This is a genomic window from Serratia sp. 22278 (assembly GCF_052045405.1).
GTDB lineage: Bacteria > Pseudomonadota > Gammaproteobacteria > Enterobacterales > Enterobacteriaceae > Serratia > Serratia marcescens.
The window spans coordinates 178438-196441 of record NZ_JBQEOW010000001.1 but is presented as its reverse complement, the minus strand read 5'-3'; the positions used below and the strand labels follow the sequence as shown (position 1 = coordinate 196441).

The 18004-nt window shown below is 59.9% G+C and carries 18 protein-coding genes; 6 read left to right on the top strand and 12 right to left on the bottom strand.

The window, feature by feature from the left end:
- The first annotated feature begins 34 nt into the window (after positions 1-34).
- Positions 35-1402 (top strand): L-serine ammonia-lyase, encoded by a 1368-nt coding sequence (locus tag ACTJJ6_RS00910; RefSeq protein WP_016928374.1) that lies wholly within the window; start codon positions 35-37, stop codon positions 1400-1402.
- Positions 1403-1419: 17 nt separating this feature from the next.
- Here ACTJJ6_RS00910 and ACTJJ6_RS00905 read toward each other — a convergent pair whose 3' ends face one another.
- The 9 genes from ACTJJ6_RS00905 to ACTJJ6_RS00865 form a co-directional block, all read right to left on the bottom strand.
- Positions 1420-2121 carry a helix-turn-helix domain-containing protein gene (locus ACTJJ6_RS00905; RefSeq protein WP_152903345.1) on the bottom strand — a complete coding sequence of 234 codons (702 nt, stop codon included), beginning with the start codon at positions 2119-2121 and terminating at the stop codon, positions 1420-1422.
- The gene (locus ACTJJ6_RS00900; protein ID WP_440801746.1) at positions 2118-3506 is read right to left on the bottom strand and encodes an FKBP-type peptidyl-prolyl cis-trans isomerase N-terminal domain-containing protein; all 1389 of its coding nucleotides are present in this window, start codon (positions 3504-3506) and stop codon (positions 2118-2120) included. The genes ACTJJ6_RS00905 and ACTJJ6_RS00900 overlap by 4 nt, the downstream gene beginning before the upstream one ends.
- Positions 3503-3925: a hypothetical protein gene (locus ACTJJ6_RS00895; protein WP_016928377.1), complete on the bottom strand. Its 423-nt coding sequence runs from the start codon at positions 3923-3925 to the stop codon at positions 3503-3505. The genes ACTJJ6_RS00900 and ACTJJ6_RS00895 overlap by 4 nt, the downstream gene beginning before the upstream one ends.
- A gap of 24 nt (positions 3926-3949) precedes the next feature.
- Entirely contained in the window at positions 3950-4504 is a 555-nt protein-coding gene (locus ACTJJ6_RS00890) for a fimbrial protein (protein ID WP_028127969.1), read from the bottom strand.
- 50 nt (positions 4505-4554) lie between these two features.
- A complete protein-coding gene (locus tag ACTJJ6_RS00885) occupies positions 4555-5193 on the bottom strand; it encodes a fimbrial protein (RefSeq protein ID WP_033640839.1) in 639 nt (212 codons plus the stop codon).
- 71 nt (positions 5194-5264) lie between these two features.
- On the bottom strand, positions 5265-6029 hold the full coding sequence (locus ACTJJ6_RS00880; RefSeq protein ID WP_016928380.1) for a fimbria/pilus periplasmic chaperone: 765 nt from the start codon (positions 6027-6029) through the stop codon (positions 5265-5267).
- 81 nt (positions 6030-6110) lie between these two features.
- Positions 6111-8645 carry an outer membrane usher protein gene (locus tag ACTJJ6_RS00875; protein WP_075205891.1) on the bottom strand — a complete coding sequence of 845 codons (2535 nt, stop codon included), beginning with the start codon at positions 8643-8645 and terminating at the stop codon, positions 6111-6113.
- Between the two features lie 46 nt (positions 8646-8691).
- Positions 8692-9228, bottom strand: a complete 537-nt coding sequence (locus ACTJJ6_RS00870; protein ID WP_016928382.1) for a fimbrial protein — start codon at positions 9226-9228, stop codon at positions 8692-8694.
- 78 nt (positions 9229-9306) lie between these two features.
- Positions 9307-9828: a fimbrial protein gene (locus ACTJJ6_RS00865; protein ID WP_004938731.1), complete on the bottom strand. Its 522-nt coding sequence runs from the start codon at positions 9826-9828 to the stop codon at positions 9307-9309.
- A 664-nt stretch (positions 9829-10492) separates the two neighbouring features.
- On the opposite strand from ACTJJ6_RS00865, the gene ACTJJ6_RS00860 reads away from it, so the two are divergent.
- The 3 genes from ACTJJ6_RS00860 (at position 10493) to ACTJJ6_RS00850 (ending at position 12383) form a co-directional block, all read left to right on the top strand.
- On the top strand, positions 10493-10822 hold the full coding sequence (locus ACTJJ6_RS00860) for a hypothetical protein (protein ID WP_016928383.1): 330 nt from the start codon (positions 10493-10495) through the stop codon (positions 10820-10822).
- 78 nt (positions 10823-10900) lie between these two features.
- Positions 10901-11872, top strand: a complete 972-nt coding sequence (locus ACTJJ6_RS00855; protein ID WP_228009661.1) for a fimbrial protein — start codon at positions 10901-10903, stop codon at positions 11870-11872.
- A 19-nt stretch (positions 11873-11891) separates the two neighbouring features.
- A complete protein-coding gene (locus tag ACTJJ6_RS00850) occupies positions 11892-12383 on the top strand; it encodes a fimbrial protein (RefSeq protein ID WP_228009660.1) in 492 nt (163 codons plus the stop codon).
- Between the two features lie 102 nt (positions 12384-12485).
- Here the strand turns inward: ACTJJ6_RS00850 and ACTJJ6_RS00845 are convergent, their stop codons facing one another.
- Positions 12486-13691, bottom strand: coding sequence for a serine hydrolase (locus ACTJJ6_RS00845; protein WP_015377270.1), 1206 nt, complete (start codon positions 13689-13691; stop codon positions 12486-12488).
- 467 nt (positions 13692-14158) lie between these two features.
- On the opposite strand from ACTJJ6_RS00845, the gene ACTJJ6_RS00840 reads away from it, so the two are divergent.
- Positions 14159-15526, top strand: a complete 1368-nt coding sequence (locus tag ACTJJ6_RS00840; RefSeq protein ID WP_193842681.1) for a pyridoxal-phosphate dependent enzyme — start codon at positions 14159-14161, stop codon at positions 15524-15526.
- Between the two features lie 12 nt (positions 15527-15538).
- Positions 15539-16684 (top strand): trans-sulfuration enzyme family protein, encoded by a 1146-nt coding sequence (locus ACTJJ6_RS00835; RefSeq protein WP_016928387.1) that lies wholly within the window; start codon positions 15539-15541, stop codon positions 16682-16684.
- A gap of 59 nt (positions 16685-16743) precedes the next feature.
- Here the strand turns inward: ACTJJ6_RS00835 and ACTJJ6_RS00830 are convergent, their stop codons facing one another.
- Positions 16744-17766 (bottom strand): isopenicillin N synthase family dioxygenase, encoded by a 1023-nt coding sequence (locus ACTJJ6_RS00830; RefSeq protein ID WP_440802064.1) that lies wholly within the window; start codon positions 17764-17766, stop codon positions 16744-16746.
- A complete protein-coding gene (locus tag ACTJJ6_RS00825; RefSeq protein WP_100225598.1) occupies positions 17711-17947 on the bottom strand; it encodes a hypothetical protein in 237 nt (78 codons plus the stop codon). Before ACTJJ6_RS00825 ends, ACTJJ6_RS00830 begins: the two co-directional genes overlap by 56 nt.
- Positions 17948-18004: the final 57 nt, after the last annotated feature.

Genomic DNA, 18004 nt, shown 5'->3' with positions numbered 1-18004 from the left:
TCACCGCCTGAAACCTGAAGAAGGAGGCGAGACCATGGTCAGCGTTTTCGATATTTTCAAAATTGGCATTGGCCCATCCAGTTCTCACACCGTTGGTCCGATGAAAGCCGGCAAACAGTTCATTGACGATCTGATCGCCCACCAGCAGCTGCAGGACACCACCCGCGTGGTGGTCGACGTGTACGGTTCGCTGTCGTTGACCGGTAAAGGCCACCATACCGATATCGCCATCATCATGGGCCTGGCCGGCAACCTGCCGCACGACGTGGACATCGACAGCATTCCGGGCTTTATCCGCGACGTCGAACAGCGCGGCCGCCTGCCGCTGGCCAACGGCCACCACGAGGTGGATTTCCCGCAGCATGGCGGCATGAATTTCCACGGCGATAACCTGCCGCTGCACGAAAACGGCATGCGCATCCGCGCCTTCGCCGGTGAACGCTTGCTGCACAGCAAAACCTATTACTCGATCGGCGGCGGTTTCATCGTCGACGAAGAGCACTTCGGCCAGTCCGCCGAGGGCACCACGCCGGTGCCCTACCCGTTCAAATCGGCGCACGATCTGCAGCAGCATTGCAAAGAGACCGGGCTGTCGTTGTCCGGCCTGGTGATGCAGAACGAGCTGGCGCTGCGCAGCAAAGCGGATATCGACGCGCACTTCGCCGACGTCTGGCAGGTGATGAGCGCCGGTATTGAGCGCGGCATCAACACCGAAGGTTTGCTGCCCGGCCCGATGAAAGTGCCGCGCCGCGCCGCCGCGCTGCGCCGCATTCTGGTGACCGGAGACAAGAACAATATCGACCCGATGAACGTGGTCGATTGGATCAACATGTTCGCGCTGGCGGTCAACGAAGAGAACGCCGCCGGTGGCCGCGTGGTTACCGCCCCGACCAACGGCGCCTGCGGCATCATCCCTGCGGTGCTGGCCTACTACGACAAGTTCATCCGCCCGGTGAACGCCAACTCCTACACCCGCTATTTCCTGGCGTCCGGGGTGATTGGCGCGCTGTACAAGATGAACGCCTCGATCTCCGGCGCCGAAGTGGGCTGTCAGGGGGAAGTGGGCGTCGCCTGTTCGATGGCGGCGGCCGGGTTGACCGAGCTGCTGGGCGGCAGCCCGGCGCAGGTGTGCATCGCGGCAGAGATCGCCATGGAGCACCATTTGGGGCTGACCTGCGATCCGCTCGCCGGCCAGGTTCAGGTGCCTTGCATCGAACGCAACGCCATTTCCGCCGTCAAGGCAGTCAATGCCGCGCGCATGGCGATGCGCCGCACCAGCGAACCGCGGGTTTGTCTGGATAAGGTCATCGAAACCATGTACGAAACCGGCAAAGACATGAACGCCAAATACCGCGAAACCTCACAGGGCGGGCTGGCGATCAAGGTCGTGGCCTGCAACTGATCGCCACGGTAAGGCACTTAAGGCGCCGGCCGGTCCGATTTGGCCGGCGCCGTCTCAATGCCGTTCCTTCCCTGCCGCAACGCCCGGCTGAATGCCGGTTCGAGCCCTATGGCGCCGGGACGGGCGCTGTGTCGCAGCCACCCATAAAGCTCGGCATTACGCCGGAATCCCATTTTGCGCATAACGCTCATCTTGTGGTTGCTGACGGTTTTCACGCTGATGTCCAGCATCCGTGCGATTTGCGTCACCCCCATCTCCCGCGTCATACAGCGCATGATCTCCTGTTCGCGCAGCGTCAGGCCGCGGTGCTGGCATATGCAGTTCCTGCCACAACCCGGCCTGCTCGGCCATTTGCTGCGCCGCTCCAGCTCGGCGCTCACCTGATACAGCGCCGAGACCAACGGCGTATCGTGGTAGATAACACCGGCCTCCAGCGCGCAACGGTTCCCAACGGTGCGCTTATGCCGCCCCTCCGGCGTTCGCAACGAGAAATACAGCGTTTTGCGCCCCGCGGTCTGCGTCTCAAAGAAGTGACAAAAACAGCTTTGCACGCCGGGAGGAAAATAGCAGAACACCAGATCGGCTTCGTGAACCTGCGGCGCATCCAGTAACAGCGTGCGCTTGCCGTAAGTGCTGAAGTGCAGCGCCAGAGCCTCCTGCCAGCCGGCGCTGAAGTAACGGTTTTCATCAAATAGCGCGATTTTTATCATCGTGTTCATCCCTGCCCTCCCGCCGTTCCGGCTTCCCGTTTAACCGCCTGAGCGCCCTTTGCCGGCGCCTGACTGTTGTCGATGCGTAATTCATAAATCATGGTGGCGTTAGGTGGCACTTTCGGCGGGTAGCCGGTTTCGCCGTAGGCCAGCGCCGGCGGCACAACCATCGTCAGCGAACCGTGGTTGTGCAGATGGCTTATCGCCTCCCTGAACAGCGGCGGATACTCGGACAGCGGTTGCGACAGAACCTTGCCGCTCAGTTCCATATCCTGGATCACCATACCGTCGGTCAACTTCTCCTTCACGACCACATCGACCACCGCCGTTGGCGCCAGCGCGCCCTCCCCGGCGTAATCCACCCGATACCAAAAGCCCATCGCCGACTGCTTTACGCCCTTTTGTTGACTGAATCGCGCCAGGTAATCTTCATCACGCCGCCGCTGTTCGTTAACGCGTTTCTCACGCGCGGCCACGGCGGCGGCATCCGCCTGCGCCGTCAGCGCATCCAGTTCATCCGGCGGCAGCCGCAAACGCCCCGAGACGCTATCGATGACGCCCGCCAACAGGCTGTCGCGGTCCACCGGTACGCCCCAGCTTTGACGCGCCGCCACTACCCCCTGAATGTCCCGCCCCAGCGCACTGCCCGCCGCATAGGACAAACGCTTGCGTTCATCCTTCAACTGCTCCGGCGTCACTTCCCATTGCAGCCGCTTATGCAGCGCCAATAGCGCTTCGCGCGTCTGCTGGGTCACTTTCTGCTCACCGGCCCGCTTCTGCTCGCTCTCTTCCAACGCGGCGCGCAGAGCGTGCAACGCCTCCTGGTGCTCGCGTTGGCGTAGTGCAAGCGTCTGTGCCGATGCCTGCGCGGCAGATTCCAGCTCGGTAACGCGCCGTTCGGCCTGCGCCGCCGCCGCTCTGCTTTTGGCGGTTTCCTGCGTCGCCTGACGCAACAGCGCCTCGGCGCGCTGCGCATCGGGCGAACCGCGCCAGGCGGCGCCCAGCCCGGCGATCCACTGCTGAAGCGTTGACGAGTCCGGCAACGTCGCGACGGATGGCGTCGCTTTCTCCGCCCGCAACGCGGCGAGTTCCTGGCGCAACATCGTCAGTTCCATTCGCTGACGCGCCAGCTGTTGGTCACGCGCCAATAATTCCTGGGTCAGCGTAAAAGCTTTGGCCGATGAAGCAGGCTGGTTGGCGCCCGACGTGCGCTTTGCCGGCTCAGGCCTTTTTTGTCCCGCCCCGCGGTCGGCTGGCGCCGCTTTTTCGTTCGTCGGCACGGTGTTTTGCCGTTGATACTGCTCGGCAAACTGCAGCAGCGCCGGCACGCCGTCGTCCGCCAGCGCGACGCCGGAGAACAGCAGAGCGACGCAGCCCAGCAGGCGCAGCCTCATTTAATCTGCTCCCCGCGATCCGCCAAGCCGGTCAACACCGCCTGATTCACCCCGGCACACAGATAGTTGACCTTATAGCGATACAGCGCATCCACCGTCGCCTGCGTGTCGCCGTTTACCCTGGCGCGCAGGCTGGCGTACTGCGAAGCGCCGCTCATCAGGCTGTCGAAGGCCTGCTTATAGCGCTGATACTGTTTCTCGTCGATCGCGCGCAATGCCCCCAGTTGCTGCTGGCACTGCTGCAGTTGCTCGGCCTCACGCTGCTTGCGCAAAGCCTCTTCTGACGGAGGTTGCACAACCTGATTTTTAGTGTTCACGGCGGGCTTGCCCGACTTTTGGCTTTGGCAAGCGGCGGCGCTCAACGCCAACAGGCACAGCAGCCCCATGCGCAGGGCGTGATTGACGTGCTTTCTCATCATTGCGTTTCTTGTCCTTGTAGACGCTTATTCGTATTCCAACGTAAAAGTGGCCACCGCGCTGAAGGTGCCGCGGCCGATGGACTTCGTCTGGATAGCCTCCGGCTCCCCTTGCACATAAGCCTGCAGCGTAAGCGTGGTGTTGCCGGCATTCAGGCGGAATTTATCGCTGGCGCGATTGAGCGGCAGCGCCTTGCCGCTGCTGTCCTCCAGCCCGATGCCGATCCCCGACGCCAGGCTGCCGGCATCCAACGCCAACAGGCCGGGCAGTTTGGCGTTCTCGGTGCCGGTAAACGTGATAGCCACCGTATTGCCCAGGCTGAGATCGCACTCGGTCAGGTGCAACGCGAAGGTTTGGCTGTGGGAGCGGGTGTTCAGATACAGGTATTTGTCGACGATGGTGCCGAAATCCAGCGGAATGTCCTCATCCCCTGGCTGAATGACGCACGGCTCGGCCACCAGCGTGCCGTGAAAGCGCATGTTTTCCGCCGCAGTCGCCGACTGCGCCATTATGCCGGCCGCCATGACCATGCCAGCCCCCAACAGCGCGCTCCGGCGCCGGTTCGTCTCTGTCGCGCGCATGACGCCACTCCCTTTGGTTGCGCTTGCGCCGACCAGGCGCAAGCGGCGTATTAGTCGTAGTAAAGCCGGAAATCGATCGCCGCACGGTAAGCGCCGGCGCTCAGCGTCGCCGGGGTGCGCACCGGCGTCACCGTGTACATCAGGGTGTTTTGTCCCGGCGTCAGCAATACCGGTTTGTTACGCGCGCCGAGGCGCACAGGCAGGCCGGTGGCATCCGCCAGCTGCAACCCCAACCCGGTAACGCCGGCGACCCTGACCAACCCCGGCGCGTCGTCATCCGTCGGCGCGGCAAACGCCACGGACACCGCAGGCTGGCTGCCGCTCCAGGCCAGCACTCCGGTCCAGGCGTCGCGGTTGCTCGCCGGCGCCCGCAGACAGTCTTTCAGCGTCAGCTCGAACGCCACCGGCGTGCCGCGATCGCCCGGGCGCTGGAAGTGCGCCGTTCCCGTCTCACCCAACCACACTTCCTGACGAGCGGTGGTCATTTCCAGGCTGCAGGCGCTTTCCGTCAACGCGCCGTAGACGTGGAGCGTGCCGTTCGCGCCCTCCACGTCCCAATTGTCTACCGCGCGGGCCGGCGGCATCAGCATCAGCATCGCGCCCGCCGTCAGCGGCACCATCAGCGCGGCCAATACCGTCAGGCCGATAGTGCGTCGCTGATGGCGCTCATAGGCCTTTCCCAACAGCATGGGGATCTTTCGTTGCATGATTCGTTCACTCCGCTGTGTTCACTCTGTCTTTCCTGCCTGCGCGCGGCTCGTCATTTGGCGGCCGGCACGGCCTGGCAGGCATTGCCGGCGCAGCGGAAGTTCAACTGCGGCCGCCCGCCGTAATCGTTGATGTACGCCAGCGACGGCGCGTTGCCGAGGCTCGCGGCGGAGACGTTCAGCGGGGCATTGGCCTTCGGCGCCACCATCAACGGTTCAAAGCCCGCCGCCCCTTTCCCGCCCTTGCCGGCGCTCGCCTCAACGATCGTCACGTAATACGGGGTCGGGTTGTTCACCACGTACGTGTCACCCTGCCGGGTCAGGGTCAGCTGCTCCTGCCACGGCGCCGCGTTCTTCTTCGGGGCGAGCGCCGCCGGGCGATAAAACATTTTGATGCGCGTCTGCAACGCTATCTGCAGCGTATTCGGCTTGTTGCTGCGCGGCGGGATTTCACGCAGGTTGAAGTAATACAGCGTCTCCCTGTCCTGCGGCAGCTGACGCGCGGCCGGCAGCGACTGGATCTTCACCTGGCTCGGTTTGCCCGGCTCCACCCGCTGCACCGGCGGCAACACGGTGAAAGGGCTTTGGATTTTGTTGCCGCGATCGTCTTCGATCCACCCCTGCGCCAGATACGGCAACTGTTTGTTCTGGTTACTGATGTTGAGACTGACCGTTTTCAGGTCGCCGTCGAAAATCACGCGCGTGCGATCCAGCGCGATAGCCGCATGAGCGGGCAGGCCGACCGCGCCGAGCGTCAATGCGGCGGCGAGCGGGCCCACAAGGGAAACGGTCTTTCTGGTCATAGTCAGATTCATCATGTCTTCACGGTTCCAGTCGGCCGAAGGCGGGCAATCCCGCCCCGGCGGTTTAGCGGCGGAGCGCACTCCGCCGGGTGTAAGTCAGTTGGCGTCAGCCGCCGGCTTGTTGCCGGCAAGAGGACGGCAAGGCAGCAGCAGCGTGTTCATCAGCATTTCGGCCGGCAACGGCGCCGGCAGCTGGATTTCACACTGCGCCGCGCCGTTCCAATGCACGCTCATGCGCTCGCCGGGGTTGAGGCCGGACAGGTAAACGCTGCCGCCGTCATTGATGATGCCGGTCTCCTGTTTACGGGCATTCAACACCGTGGCGCCGAATGGAGGCTCGCTGCCGTCCGCCAGTTTGACGATCGCCATCGCCTTCTCGCCGGCAATCACCTCAAACTTGCGGTAGCCGATGGCTCCCTCGGTCAACGTGGCCTGCACCACGGAACGCGTCGCCTCGACGTTGTCGCTCAGGCTGTTGAGATCAATGCTGGCCTTATTGCGGTAGTAGCTGTTTACATCCGCCACCACCGCTTTGCCGTAACGGTTGGTCAGCACCGTACTGCCGTAGCCGCGTACCGGCACGCCGGCGACGCCTTCGGTATCGAGCAGCAAGCGTGTGCCGCCCGGCGTATTGACACGGTGCAGCACCGCCCCTTCCGCCGCCATCGTCAGGCCGCCCTGCGCGCCGATGCCGACGGCGCTATAGCGGCCGGCCTGGTAGCTGGCGTTGGCGTTGATCTGCGCCATATCGCCCTGATGGCTGTAATAGCCGCTGGCCGTCGCCCCGCTGCGTGCGGCGCCGGCGCTGATCTGATAGTTGTTGTGTTCATCGACCCGGTTGTAGTAACCGACCCGGTGGGCGTTCTCTTCGCGATCGAGCGTCATGTTGTAACTGAGCGTGCCCGCGCTGCCCCAGGGCAGCGACAGCGACAGATACATCCCGTCGTCATTGCGTTCGTTATAGCGGTTGCGGTAGGCCGACAGCGACACGCTGACGCTTTTGAAATCGCCGATATCGAAGTAGCGCGATACCATCAGGTTGTAACGATCGTTCGGCGCCCGATCCCAGTAGGTTTGGTGGCTGTAGTTGAGATAGGTGCTCAACCCCAGATCGCGGAACTGTTTGTTGAAGGTGATGGTGTACATTTCCTTGCTCTTGCCGCTGCGTCCTCCTTCGTAACGCGCATCGAGGTAGTCCCCCATGCTCATGAAGTCCTCCTGGGAGAAGCGGTAGCCGGCGAAGGTGATCTGGCTGTCGTACTGGTCGAAGTTCTTCGAATAGCTCAACCGGTACGAACCGCCGGTCAGAGCGCCCTCCTGCGGCAAGCGCGCACGCGACTGCGTGGCATCGAACGACAACGCCCCCAGCGCCATCAGATCGCGCCCGATCCCCAGCGACAGCGCGTTGTAATCGCCGCCGGCGATGCCCCCGCCGTACAGCGACCAGCCGTTGCTGATGCCCCAGGAGAACTCACCGGTGCCGAACATCGGCCCGCGCAGGTGATGCCCCCATTCCGACGGCTTGCCCGTCGCCAGCTTGTAACGCACCGTACCCGGTCGCGTCAGATAAGGGATGTTGGCGGTGTTCATCTTGAACTCCTGCACGCTGCCGTCTTGCTCTTCGACGCGTACGTCCAGCTCGCCGGAAACCGCGTCGTTGATGTCCTGAATGCGGAATGGCCCCGCCGCCACCTGCGTCTCATACAGCACGCGCCCCTGTTGGCTGACCACCACCTTGGCGTTGGTTTTCGCCACGCCCGTCACTTCCGGCGCATAGCCGCGCAGGTTGGGCGGCAACATGCTGTCGTCGGATCGCAGACTGACGCCGGTAAAACGCAGGCTGTCGAAAATGTCGGAGTTCAGATAATCCTCCCCCATCGTCAGCCGCGAGCGCAGCGCCGGAATAGCCCGATAGGCGTAATAGCGGCTCCAGTCGAACTGTTTGTCGGTCGACTGAGAAGAACCGGTCTGATGGTTGAGATTAGCCTGCCAATCGGCGCGTAGACGCCAGGCGCCCAGATTGGCGCCGCCGGTGCCGTTGCCGCTCAGGCTGTAACTGCTGCCGCCTTTCTGATGTTTTTGCGTTTGAGCATTGACGTTATAGTCAAACAGCAGCCCGGGAATACCGTCATCCCAGCGCGAAGGCGGATCCCAGTTTTCCGAGCTGTATTCCAGATAGGCCTGAGGAATATTGAGGTACAGCGAGGAGCTGGCAAGATCGCCGCGGGCTTCCATCCCAGCCAGGCTGGAGGCGTTAAGGCAACGGCCGCCGTGCGTCCAGTTCAGCGTGCTCAACAGTTTTTCTTTCAGCCCCAGTTGGTTGACCAACTCCGGCGAAAGACAGGCTTCGCTGCCTTTAGGATCGTTCTCGGGCGCCATAAACGTCACCGGCTGTTCCGGCAGGTCGTTCTTATTGACGTGCACCACCATGGTATAAACGCCCGGCATGATGTAGCCGCTGCGCGTAAACTGGCTCAGATCGATATTTTTACGATCGTTGATGTCCAAGACGTCAGTATTGAATTGAATAACGTCGGCGGCATAAACCAACGCGATCGGATTTCCCAGAGAAAGGGCGACACAGAGCCCCAAGGCCTGAAGACGAAATAACTTCCCTGCCGGTGAAAGCATAATAAAGTCCTTTCAATAACGAATTAACCGTCAGTACGAGAAAAAATCAAAAATAATCCAGCTTAAAACGCACTGTGGAAAAATACGCTCCCACCTTCAACGGCTGGTGATTCGGCATTAACGTCATGGAATAATTCAGCACTCGGCTCCCCGGTATTATTCCCTCCATCGGCAATGGCTCCCCTGGAATAACCGGCCTGCCGCGGCTGTCTTTTATCTTCAATGCGATGCCGCGCGCATCGCCCTGTACGCCAAACAAAACGCCTTCCGCCAAACCGTCAAACGTGACCTGAAAGAATTTCCAATCAGGCTTGTTTTCCGGACGTTCCAAAATGCAATTAACCAATTCAATACTGAAAGGTTTAGTCATCCCCTGGCCGTCACGAATGATCTGTCCGATAGGAAGAGTGTCCATATCGATAGTCTGATCGCGGCTGCCGGCGGCAATGGCGCAGGCAGTGTCGATAATGGCGCCGTGCATACTGACTTTGCCCCACCCCTGTGCGGCGGAAATTGCACTGCCGGGCGCAAACGCCAACGACGCCAAAAGAACGGCACCCGCTCGATTCCTTGAAAAAAACATCGCGACATTCCTTTGACACAGAGAGTCACCAGGCATGCGGCGTACCCCATGCCTGGTTGATTAAGCCTGCTGTCTCACTTACTGATAAGCCAGAGTGAAGTCGGCTACGGCGGTGAAATCGCCCGGAACGATGGCTGCGGAAGCGCCTTCACCCTGCAGGTAAGCGGCGAAGTTCAGGCTGTTGTTGCCAGTATTCAGCGTCTGTGCCGCAGTCGCCTGACCCAGTTTGATCGGCTGGCCGCCATAAGTGATTGCTACGCCGGCGCCGCTGGCGGTCCCCGCGATACCCAACAGATCCTTGTTGGTTGACGATGCAATGCCGCTGAAGGTGGTTTTAACGGTTTTCAGCGTAGTGGTATCACACTGCTCCAGCTTGATTTCAAACGGACGCGGGTTGGATTTGCCACCGTTTTTCAACGCCACGTTAGAAACCTGGCCCAGATCTACGGTCTGATCGATAGACTCGGGTGCAATAGAGCATGGCGCATCAATAATAGAACCCGTGAAGGTCACTTTACCGTGTCCCTGATCGGCTGCCTGTGCAAAAGAACTTGCGCCAAATGCAATCACTGCAGCCATCATGATTTTGTTAAGTTTCATAGAACCTATATTCCTTATAAGAAAAAATGCATATTCCAATCAAGAAAAAGAGCAACAGGAAATCTGCTCGCGCTTATATATGCGCAGCCCTGATTCTTTAGCATCTTGCTGGTTGGTTAACTGCCAAAACCCAAAAATACCGACAATAAACACGTCGATAACGGCAAGTCTGCAGCGGCCTGCCCATTAATGAACTCGTCATATAAAAATAAACGAAATCACAACAAGCAGAGACCAATACTTTCTAACCCGCCCTTCTTGTCTGGCGATGAATATTCTGGCAAATGCCCACCAGCAAAAAAAGTCTTTTTTTGATCAAGACGAACATTCGCAATTTATTTCCTAATTAAAGTTAATTTAGTGTTATTTTTAGGCTCATAGATCGTAAAAAATACTTTTATAGTGCAATATCCTGTTTTTCTCTGTTTCACAATTAATCAGATCGCAAAGCAGCTCTTTGTGAATATAATAAACCAAAACTTTAGGTTTCTGCGTGACACTCCCCCAGCCTGCAAACAGGTAAGAACGGAGTGGGAACCCCCTTTTTTTCAATCCTGATAAATAGATAGGATTTTTCTTGATTCGCGATTTACCTCGTTATTGGTAGGCAGTGAAACTTTGTTTTTTCTTAGGAATACAGCAATCGAAATACAGAGGAAGTGCTATGGAAGCGTTATCTCCAAAACAAAAGGAAATACGGCAATTGCAGCACGATCTGCTGCAAACATTATTCGCGCAGTCGCCCCGTCAATGTCCCGACACCGGACTGCCACCTCAGCATCTGTGGTTGTCTACCCGGCAACTGGCCAACGCCGTCAACGTCGGGGTTTACCGCGCCCGGCTACTGCTGTTGGAGCTCGTCGCCAAACAAGAAGTGCTCGTAACGGACGGCTCCATCAACAACTCGTTGAGGTGGTACCCCACTGCCCTACTGCCAGCTGGCAACAAGGAAATACCAGGAATAGATGCGCCTTATTCTCGTTTAACGGAATAACGCCGGCACAGTCAGCCTAATTAGCCCTATTTCATGGCGGCACCTAACCAAATGACACTATATAATCGGGATATTATTGTGAGAAAAACAACCATCCTATTTTTACAACACTGCCTGGCATTATCTTTCTTCGTACTCATTGGTAACGCCAATGCATTTACTTGTAAAACCTCCGACGGCGGGAGCATTGGTCAGGGTGGTTCAATGACGCCGGTCGACGTCAGGGTAAAGATAGGCCCTGAATTGTCCATCGGGAAAAATGAAATCGTCAACGTCAGCCAGGTGACCTGTAAAAACGACGTCGCCAGCTGGAAAGATATTTTACTCACCGGCAGCCCGGCGTTGTCGATGAACACCGCCATTTTCGGTACGCTTGCCAACGGCATGACAATCAACGGCACCGACTACTTATCCCCGATCCAATCAGGTATCCAGGTGATGACGATTACCGGCCTAAACAGTGCCAGCATTTCCATCAGGGTTTACATCGTGCTCAACCGTTCGCCGACGCAGGATATCAAGGTGAACAAGGGCGACGTCATCGGCCAAATCAACTTTGAACAAAAAAATGACCAGTCAGGTTGCCCAAAGTGTGGGCCTTACCGGTGGCGCCTGATCGCCGACAACGACGCCTACTTCGTCACCACCAGTTGCACTATCAACAACGGCCAGCAGATTAACGTCGACTTTGGGCAGATCCGCCAGGACTTCCTCACGCAGAGCGCCAGCGACGCCCAACTCAAACAGGACAAGGCGCTCAGCTACCGGTGTGACGATCAGAGCGCGACACAAGACATTTTGGTTCGCATGGTCAGCGATGCCAGCGGCTTCTCCAGCGATTTCATCAAGACCTCCAATCCTAATGTCGGCGTAGCCATGGTGCACAATGGCGCGGTGGTGAAACCCAACAATACGTTCAGAACGCGCATCGTCAACGGGCTGGGCAACGACACCGTCACCTTTGTGCCAGTGAAGAACAATGTGCCTTACACCAGTATCGCCACCGGTCCGATGTCAGGCTCGGCCACGCTGATCTTCAGCGCACCTTGAGACGGGAACCCGAATGAACATGATGAGGAAAACGCGCTGCGCTCTGCTGTTTACGCTGGGTGTGATCAGCGCCGCCCCCCAGGCCGCCGACCAGGGCACCAAGGTCAGTATCACCGCCACCGTGGTGGCGCCTCCGCCTTGCGTGATCAACGACGGGCGCACCATCGATATCGACTTCGGCAAGGTCGGCATCAAACGTATCGACGGTAATCGCTATATGCAACGCATCGATTACAGCATCAAGTGTGAGTTTCTGGATAACAGCCGCCAGTTGAAAATGAAGATCATGGGCAGCGCGGCGGCCTTTGACAGCAGCGTGTTGAACAGCAGCGTCAATGGGCTGGGCATCAAACTGCTGGCCAACGGCAAGGCTTTCGCCATCAATACGCCGCTGAACATCGACTACGCCAATCCGCCGACGCTTGATGCGGTGCCGGTGAAAAACAGCGCCGTCACCCTGGCGGAAGGTGACTTCTCCAGCGGAGCCACCATGCTGGTGGACTATTTTTAATAGCGCCGCTTCGGCCGGATACTGAAAATAAAAAAAGCCGCAACGTCTCCGTTGCGGCTTGGTCGAGGATGGTGCGCCCGGGGCGCTCCCACATCAGGCTATTCAGCCGAAGATCCCGCCGAACCACTGGCTCAGCTTCATCATCACCATATCCCAGATGCGGCTGAAGAAGTTGCCCTCTTTCACCTCTTGCATCGCCACCAGCGGGTGCTGCTCGATGGTCTTGCCGTCCAGCTGGAAATCGATGGTACCGACCACCTGGTTTTTCGCCAGCGGTGCCTCCAGCGTCGGTTGGGTCAGCTTGTAGCTGGCCTTCAGGTTTTTCATCTGCCCTTTCGGAATGGTGACCGAAGCGTCTTTCGCCACGCCGAGCGGCACTTCGCTGACGTCGCCGAACCACACTTTCTGGGTGACGAACGGCTTATCGGCCTTGATCGGCGTCGCGGTTTCATAGAAGCGGAAGCCCCAGGTCAGCAGCTTTTCGCTCTCGCTAAAGCGCACGCGATCGCTCGGCGCGCCTAAAACCACCGAGATCAGACGCATCGGGCCGTCGGTGGCGGACGCCACCAGGTTGTGACCGGCGCCGCTGGTGTAGCCGGTCTTGATGCCGTCAACGTTCAGGTTGCTGCTCCACAGCAGACGGTTGCGGTTAATCTGGCGGATCTTGTTGAAGGTGAACTCTTTCTCTTTATGCAGCGCGTATTCGTCCGGCACGTCGCGGATCAGCGCCTGACTCAACAGCGCCATGTCGCGCGCGGTGCTGTACTGCCCTTCCGCATCCAGACCATGCACCGTCAGGAAATGGGTATTCTGCAGCCCCAGAGATTTGGCGTAGTTGTTCATCAGGCCGACGAACGAATCCTGGCTGCCCGCCACGTAGTCCGCCAGCGCGATGCTGGCGTCGTTGCCAGACTGGATCACGATGCCTTTATTCAGTTCCAGCACCGGCACCTGATCGCCGGGCTTGATAAACATCAGCGAAGAACCGCGCAGCGCCGGGTTACCCGGCGCCCAGGCATCTTTGCCGACGGTGACCATGTCTTCCGGCTTGATCTTGCCGGCCTTGATCGCCTGGCCGATCACGTAGCTGGACATGATCTTGGTCAGGCTGGCGGGATCGAGACGGGTGTCGGCATTGCCTTCGGTCAGCACCTTGCCGCTGTTGTAGTCCATCAGAATGAAGGCCTTGGCGTCTACCTGCGGCGGCGCCGGCGGCTCAGCCGCGTGCACGGCCGGGGCGGCCAGCAACAGGATGCCTACGCTGAAGGTCAGTTTTTTCAGGGAAGTGGATAAGTTTTTTTTCATCATGACGTCGCCAGAGTGTCCATTCAAAACCATTGAAATAGCGTTAACTTTCAAACATGTTCACGTTTTAAGCCAACCAGCGAGAGTGGCCCGGTGCGCGCGTGCCGGCCGCAACCCCTTGCGGCGCCCGTAGCGGGTAACACAACGCACCGAAAATGCCCTTGCTGTGAGTTTATGTGATTTATCTTATTTTTGCAGGGTTTAGCGTGAATTTTCAGCATTTTTACATAACTGTACGCAGCCCCCCGCTTATCGTTCAAAAAAGCATCGCGACGCGCATTTTTGCATCCACCCACGGCTACACGGCCAAGCATCTGCACCGCTAAACATCTGCGCATCCATACGTCTAAAAAAGATTAATATATTCCATAATGGCATATAGAACCGTTATTTGTTCTTTTTAAAGCGCTTATCCTCAGCGCTATCATCCGCACAAAGACTTTTATACCGAATAATCCTGGAGATGAGTCATGGCAATCCCCCATTCCGTCATCGAGATGATTGGCAATACCCCGATGCTGGAACTGACCCAGTTCGATACCGGCCCATGCCGGCTGTTCGTCAAGCTGGAGAACCAGAATCCCGGCGGTTCGATCAAAGACCGCGTGGCGCTGTCGATGATCGAACAGGCCGAGCGCGACGGCAAACTGCAGCCGGGCGGCACCATCATCGAAGCCACCGCCGGCAATACCGGCCTGGGGTTGGCGCTGGTAGCGGCGCTGAAAGGCTATAAGCTGCTGCTGGTGGTGCCAGACAAGATGAGCCGCGAGAAGATCTTCCACCTGCGCGCGTTGGGCGTGGAAGTGCTGCTGACCCGCTCGGACGTCGGCAAAGGGCATCCGGCTTACTATCAGGATTACGCCAAACGTCTGGCCGGGGAGATCCCCGGCGCCTTTTATATCGATCAGTTCAACAACCCGGCCAATCCGGCGGCCCATACCACCACCACCGCGCCCGAACTGTGGCGGCAAATGGAGCATGACGTGGACGCCATCGTGGTCGGCGTCGGCTCCGGCGGCACGCTGGGCGGGCTGAGCCACTATTTCGCCGAGGTTTCGCCGCAGACGGAATTCGTGCTGGCCGACCCTGCGGGTTCAATACTGGCGGACTATCTCGACAACGGCCACATCGGCGAAGCGGGCAGCTGGCTGGTGGAAGGCATCGGCGAAGACTTCGTCCCGCCGCTCAGCGACTTTGACCAGGTCCGCAATGCTTACCGCATCGGCGACGCCGAAGCCTTCACCACCGCGCGCGAGCTGCTGCGCAAGGAAGGCGTGCTGGCGGGCTCCTCCACCGGCACCCTGCTGGCCGCCGCCCTGCGTTATTGCCGCGCGCAAACCGAACCCAAGCGGGTGGTGACCTTCGTCTGCGACAGCGGCAACAAATACCTGTCTAAAATGTATAACGACCACTGGATGCTGGAACAGGGTCTGCTGAGCAAACCGCAACACGGCGATCTGCGCGATCTGATCGCCTACCGCCACGACGAAGGCGCCGCCGTTTCCGCCGCGCCGGACGATACGTTGGCGATCGTGCACGCCCGCATGCGGCTGTACGACATCTCTCAGTTGCCGGTGCTGGAAGGCGATCGGGTGGTCGGTCTGATCGATGAGTGGGATCTGCTGAACGCCGTCCAGGCCGACGCCGCCCACTTCAGCCTGCCGGCCGGCAGCGCGATGACCAAACAGGTCCATACGCTGCAAAAGGAAGCCGGCTACGAGGAATTACAGGCCACCTTCAACCATGGCCACGTCGCGGTGGTGCTCGACGGCGAGCGCTTCCTCGGCCTGATTACCCGCACAGACGTGCTTAACGCCTGGCGCCAAAAATTACGTTAATAAGGACCCATTATGGCCAAGTTTGATACGTTGACCGTTCACGCCGGTTACACCCCGGACGCGACCGGCGCAGTGATGCCGGCGATTTACGCCACCTCCACCTACGCCCAACCGGCGCCGGGCGAACATACCGGCTATGAATATTCCCGCAGCGCCAACCCGACGCGCACCGCGCTGGAAAGCGCCATCGCCGAACTGGAAGGCGGCAGCCGCGGTTACGCCTTCGCCTCCGGCCTGGCGGCCTGCTCCACGGTGCTGGAGCTGCTCGATAAAGACAGCCACCTGATCGCGGTGGACGACCTGTACGGCGGCACCTATCGCCTGCTGGAAAAAGTGCGCAGCCGCACCGCCGGCCTGCGCGTCACCTACGTGGCGCCGGCGGATCTCGCCCGATTGGAACAGGCGATCGAACCGGATACCAAAATGATCTGGGTGGAAACCCCGACCAACCCCTTGCTGAAACTGGCGGATCTGAGCGCCATCGCCGCGATCGCTAAAAAGCATCAGCTTATCAGCGTGGCGGACAATACCTTCGCTTCGCCGTATCTGCAGCGTCCGCTGGATCTGGGCTTTGACGTGGTGGTGCACTCCGCCACCAAATACCTCAACGGCCACTCCGACGTGGTGGCCGGCGTCGCGGCGGTGGGGGATAACCCGGCGCTGGCGGAACAGCTCGGTTTCCTGCAAAACGCCGTCGGCGGCATTCTCGATCCGTTCAGCAGCTTCCTGACGCTGCGCGGCATTCGCACTCTGGCCCTGCGCATGCAGCGCCACAGCGACAGCGCGCTGCGTATCGCCCAGTGGCTGGAGAGCCAGCCGCAGGTGGAAAACGTCTACTACCCCGGCCTGCCGAGCCATCCGCAGCATGCGCTGGCGGCACGCCAGATGACGCGCTTCGGCGGCATGATCTCGGTACGGTTGAAAGGCGACGACGCCTATGCGCGCCGGGTCATCCAGCGTTCGCGCCTGTTCACCCTGGCGGAAAGCCTGGGCGGCGTGGAAAGCCTGATCAGCCAGCCGTTCAGCATGACGCACGCCTCCATTCCGCTGGAACAGCGCCTGGCAACCGGCATCACGCCGCAGCTGGTGCGCCTGTCGGTGGGGATAGAGGATGTGGAAGATCTGATCGCCGATCTGCAGCAGGCGCTGGCGGAATAATCGCCGCATCAGCGCACGATCAGCCCGGCCGACGCGCCGGGCTTTTTTACGCCCGTCGTTCAGACGCCGATGACGTCCTGATAAAAACGGTGCGCCACATCGGGATGGGAGCGGATGCGGCCTTTCAGGTAGTTATACCCCACGTCGCGCAGCAACGGGTTGAGCGGATCGCTGGCCGGGCCGCGCGCCTGCGCCGCCAGCTGCGGCGGCAGTTGGTACAGCGGCACCACCGCGTCCAGACGCGCGCCGAGGAAGAACGCGATCGATAATCTGTCACTCCCCGCCGGCGGCGTTTCCACCCGGTGCACCGTGGCGCGCAGATAGCCGTTGGTCGCCAGCTCCAGCAGCTCGCCGATGTTCACTACGAAGGTATCTTCACGCGGCTGTGCGTCTATCCACTGCCCCTCGCTGACCTCCACCTGCAGCCCTTTTTGCGCGTCCTGCAGCAGGAAGCTGAGAAAACCGGAGTCCTTGTGCGCGCCGACGCCCTGTGCGCTGGCGGTGGCGTCCCGCCCCGGGTAGCGGATCAGTTTGATGTGCTCGTTGGGCTTCTCGCCGTACAAGCGATCGAACGCCTGCTCCGGCAGCGACAGCGCCAAAGCGAAAGCGCGCAGCAGCCGCAGCGACATGGCGGTCATCGCCTGTTGCCACTCCAGCAGCAGCGGTTTCAGCGCCGGCAGCGCCGCCGGCCACTGATTTGGCCCCTGCAGACGCGCCCAGCGCGGCGTGTCATCAGCCAGCGTCAGCGCCGGGCGTTCGGCGCCGATATCGAACTGTTCGCGCCAGTCAGGCTGCCCGCGCGTGAGCTCCGCCGCCGCCCGGTTGTAACCGCGAAAGTGCGGCGAATGCACCATCTGCACCGCCAGCTTGTCGGCTTCCGGCAGGGCGAAAAATTGCCGCGCGGCGTGCTGCAGTTGCGCATTCAACGCGCCGTCCACGCCGTGCCCGCGCAGATAGAAAAAACCGACGTCGCGGGCCGCCGCGCGCAAATCGTCGAGAAAGGCGCGCCGCTGGCGCGCATCGCCGTCAAGCTGCGAAAGATCCAGCAGCGGCAACGTCTTCAGCGTCGTCAGGTGCGTCATCATGCGGTTCCTCTTCTTCCCCGATCACGATCGGGCTGCCGTACAGGCGAATAATCAACATTGTCACTCCCTGGCGGGTAGCTGCATTTGCCCCATAGTTACCATCGCGCTCGCCGGGACGGCCAATATTGTTGCGTTCTAAGTTATGCAAACGTTCAACAAACTGTCGCAAAACCGTCATCAATGTTTCTTATGCTCTGCGCAATTTCGCCGACGCCGCTGGCTGGCGACGTGCGCT

What these genes read in the sequence shown, in the direction of transcription:
- ACTJJ6_RS00910 (WP_016928374.1), top strand. Translation starts at nt 35, where the DNA reads ATGGTCAGCGTTTTCGATATTTTCAAAATTGGCATTGGCCCATCCAGT.
- ACTJJ6_RS00905 (WP_152903345.1), bottom strand. Translation starts at nt 2,121, where the DNA reads ATGAACACGATGATAAAAATCGCGCTATTTGATGAAAACCGTTACTTC.
- ACTJJ6_RS00900 (WP_440801746.1), bottom strand. Translation starts at nt 3,506, where the DNA reads ATGAGGCTGCGCCTGCTGGGCTGCGTCGCTCTGCTGTTCTCCGGCGTC.
- ACTJJ6_RS00895 (WP_016928377.1), bottom strand. Translation starts at nt 3,925, where the DNA reads ATGATGAGAAAGCACGTCAATCACGCCCTGCGCATGGGGCTGCTGTGC.
- ACTJJ6_RS00890 (WP_028127969.1), bottom strand. Translation starts at nt 4,504, where the DNA reads ATGCGCGCGACAGAGACGAACCGGCGCCGGAGCGCGCTGTTGGGGGCT.
- ACTJJ6_RS00885 (WP_033640839.1), bottom strand. Translation starts at nt 5,193, where the DNA reads ATGCTGTTGGGAAAGGCCTATGAGCGCCATCAGCGACGCACTATCGGC.
- ACTJJ6_RS00880 (WP_016928380.1), bottom strand. Translation starts at nt 6,029, where the DNA reads ATGATGAATCTGACTATGACCAGAAAGACCGTTTCCCTTGTGGGCCCG.
- ACTJJ6_RS00875 (WP_075205891.1), bottom strand. Translation starts at nt 8,645, where the DNA reads ATGCTTTCACCGGCAGGGAAGTTATTTCGTCTTCAGGCCTTGGGGCTC.
- ACTJJ6_RS00870 (WP_016928382.1), bottom strand. Translation starts at nt 9,228, where the DNA reads ATGTTTTTTTCAAGGAATCGAGCGGGTGCCGTTCTTTTGGCGTCGTTG.
- ACTJJ6_RS00865 (WP_004938731.1), bottom strand. Translation starts at nt 9,828, where the DNA reads ATGAAACTTAACAAAATCATGATGGCTGCAGTGATTGCATTTGGCGCA.
- ACTJJ6_RS00860 (WP_016928383.1), top strand. Translation starts at nt 10,493, where the DNA reads ATGGAAGCGTTATCTCCAAAACAAAAGGAAATACGGCAATTGCAGCAC.
- ACTJJ6_RS00850 (WP_228009660.1), top strand. Translation starts at nt 11,892, where the DNA reads ATGATGAGGAAAACGCGCTGCGCTCTGCTGTTTACGCTGGGTGTGATC.
- ACTJJ6_RS00845 (WP_015377270.1), bottom strand. Translation starts at nt 13,691, where the DNA reads ATGATGAAAAAAAACTTATCCACTTCCCTGAAAAAACTGACCTTCAGC.
- ACTJJ6_RS00840 (WP_193842681.1), top strand. Translation starts at nt 14,159, where the DNA reads ATGGCAATCCCCCATTCCGTCATCGAGATGATTGGCAATACCCCGATG.
- ACTJJ6_RS00835 (WP_016928387.1), top strand. Translation starts at nt 15,539, where the DNA reads ATGGCCAAGTTTGATACGTTGACCGTTCACGCCGGTTACACCCCGGAC.
- ACTJJ6_RS00830 (WP_440802064.1), bottom strand. Translation starts at nt 17,766, where the DNA reads ATGACGCACCTGACGACGCTGAAGACGTTGCCGCTGCTGGATCTTTCG.
- ACTJJ6_RS00825 (WP_100225598.1), bottom strand. Translation starts at nt 17,947, where the DNA reads ATGACGGTTTTGCGACAGTTTGTTGAACGTTTGCATAACTTAGAACGC.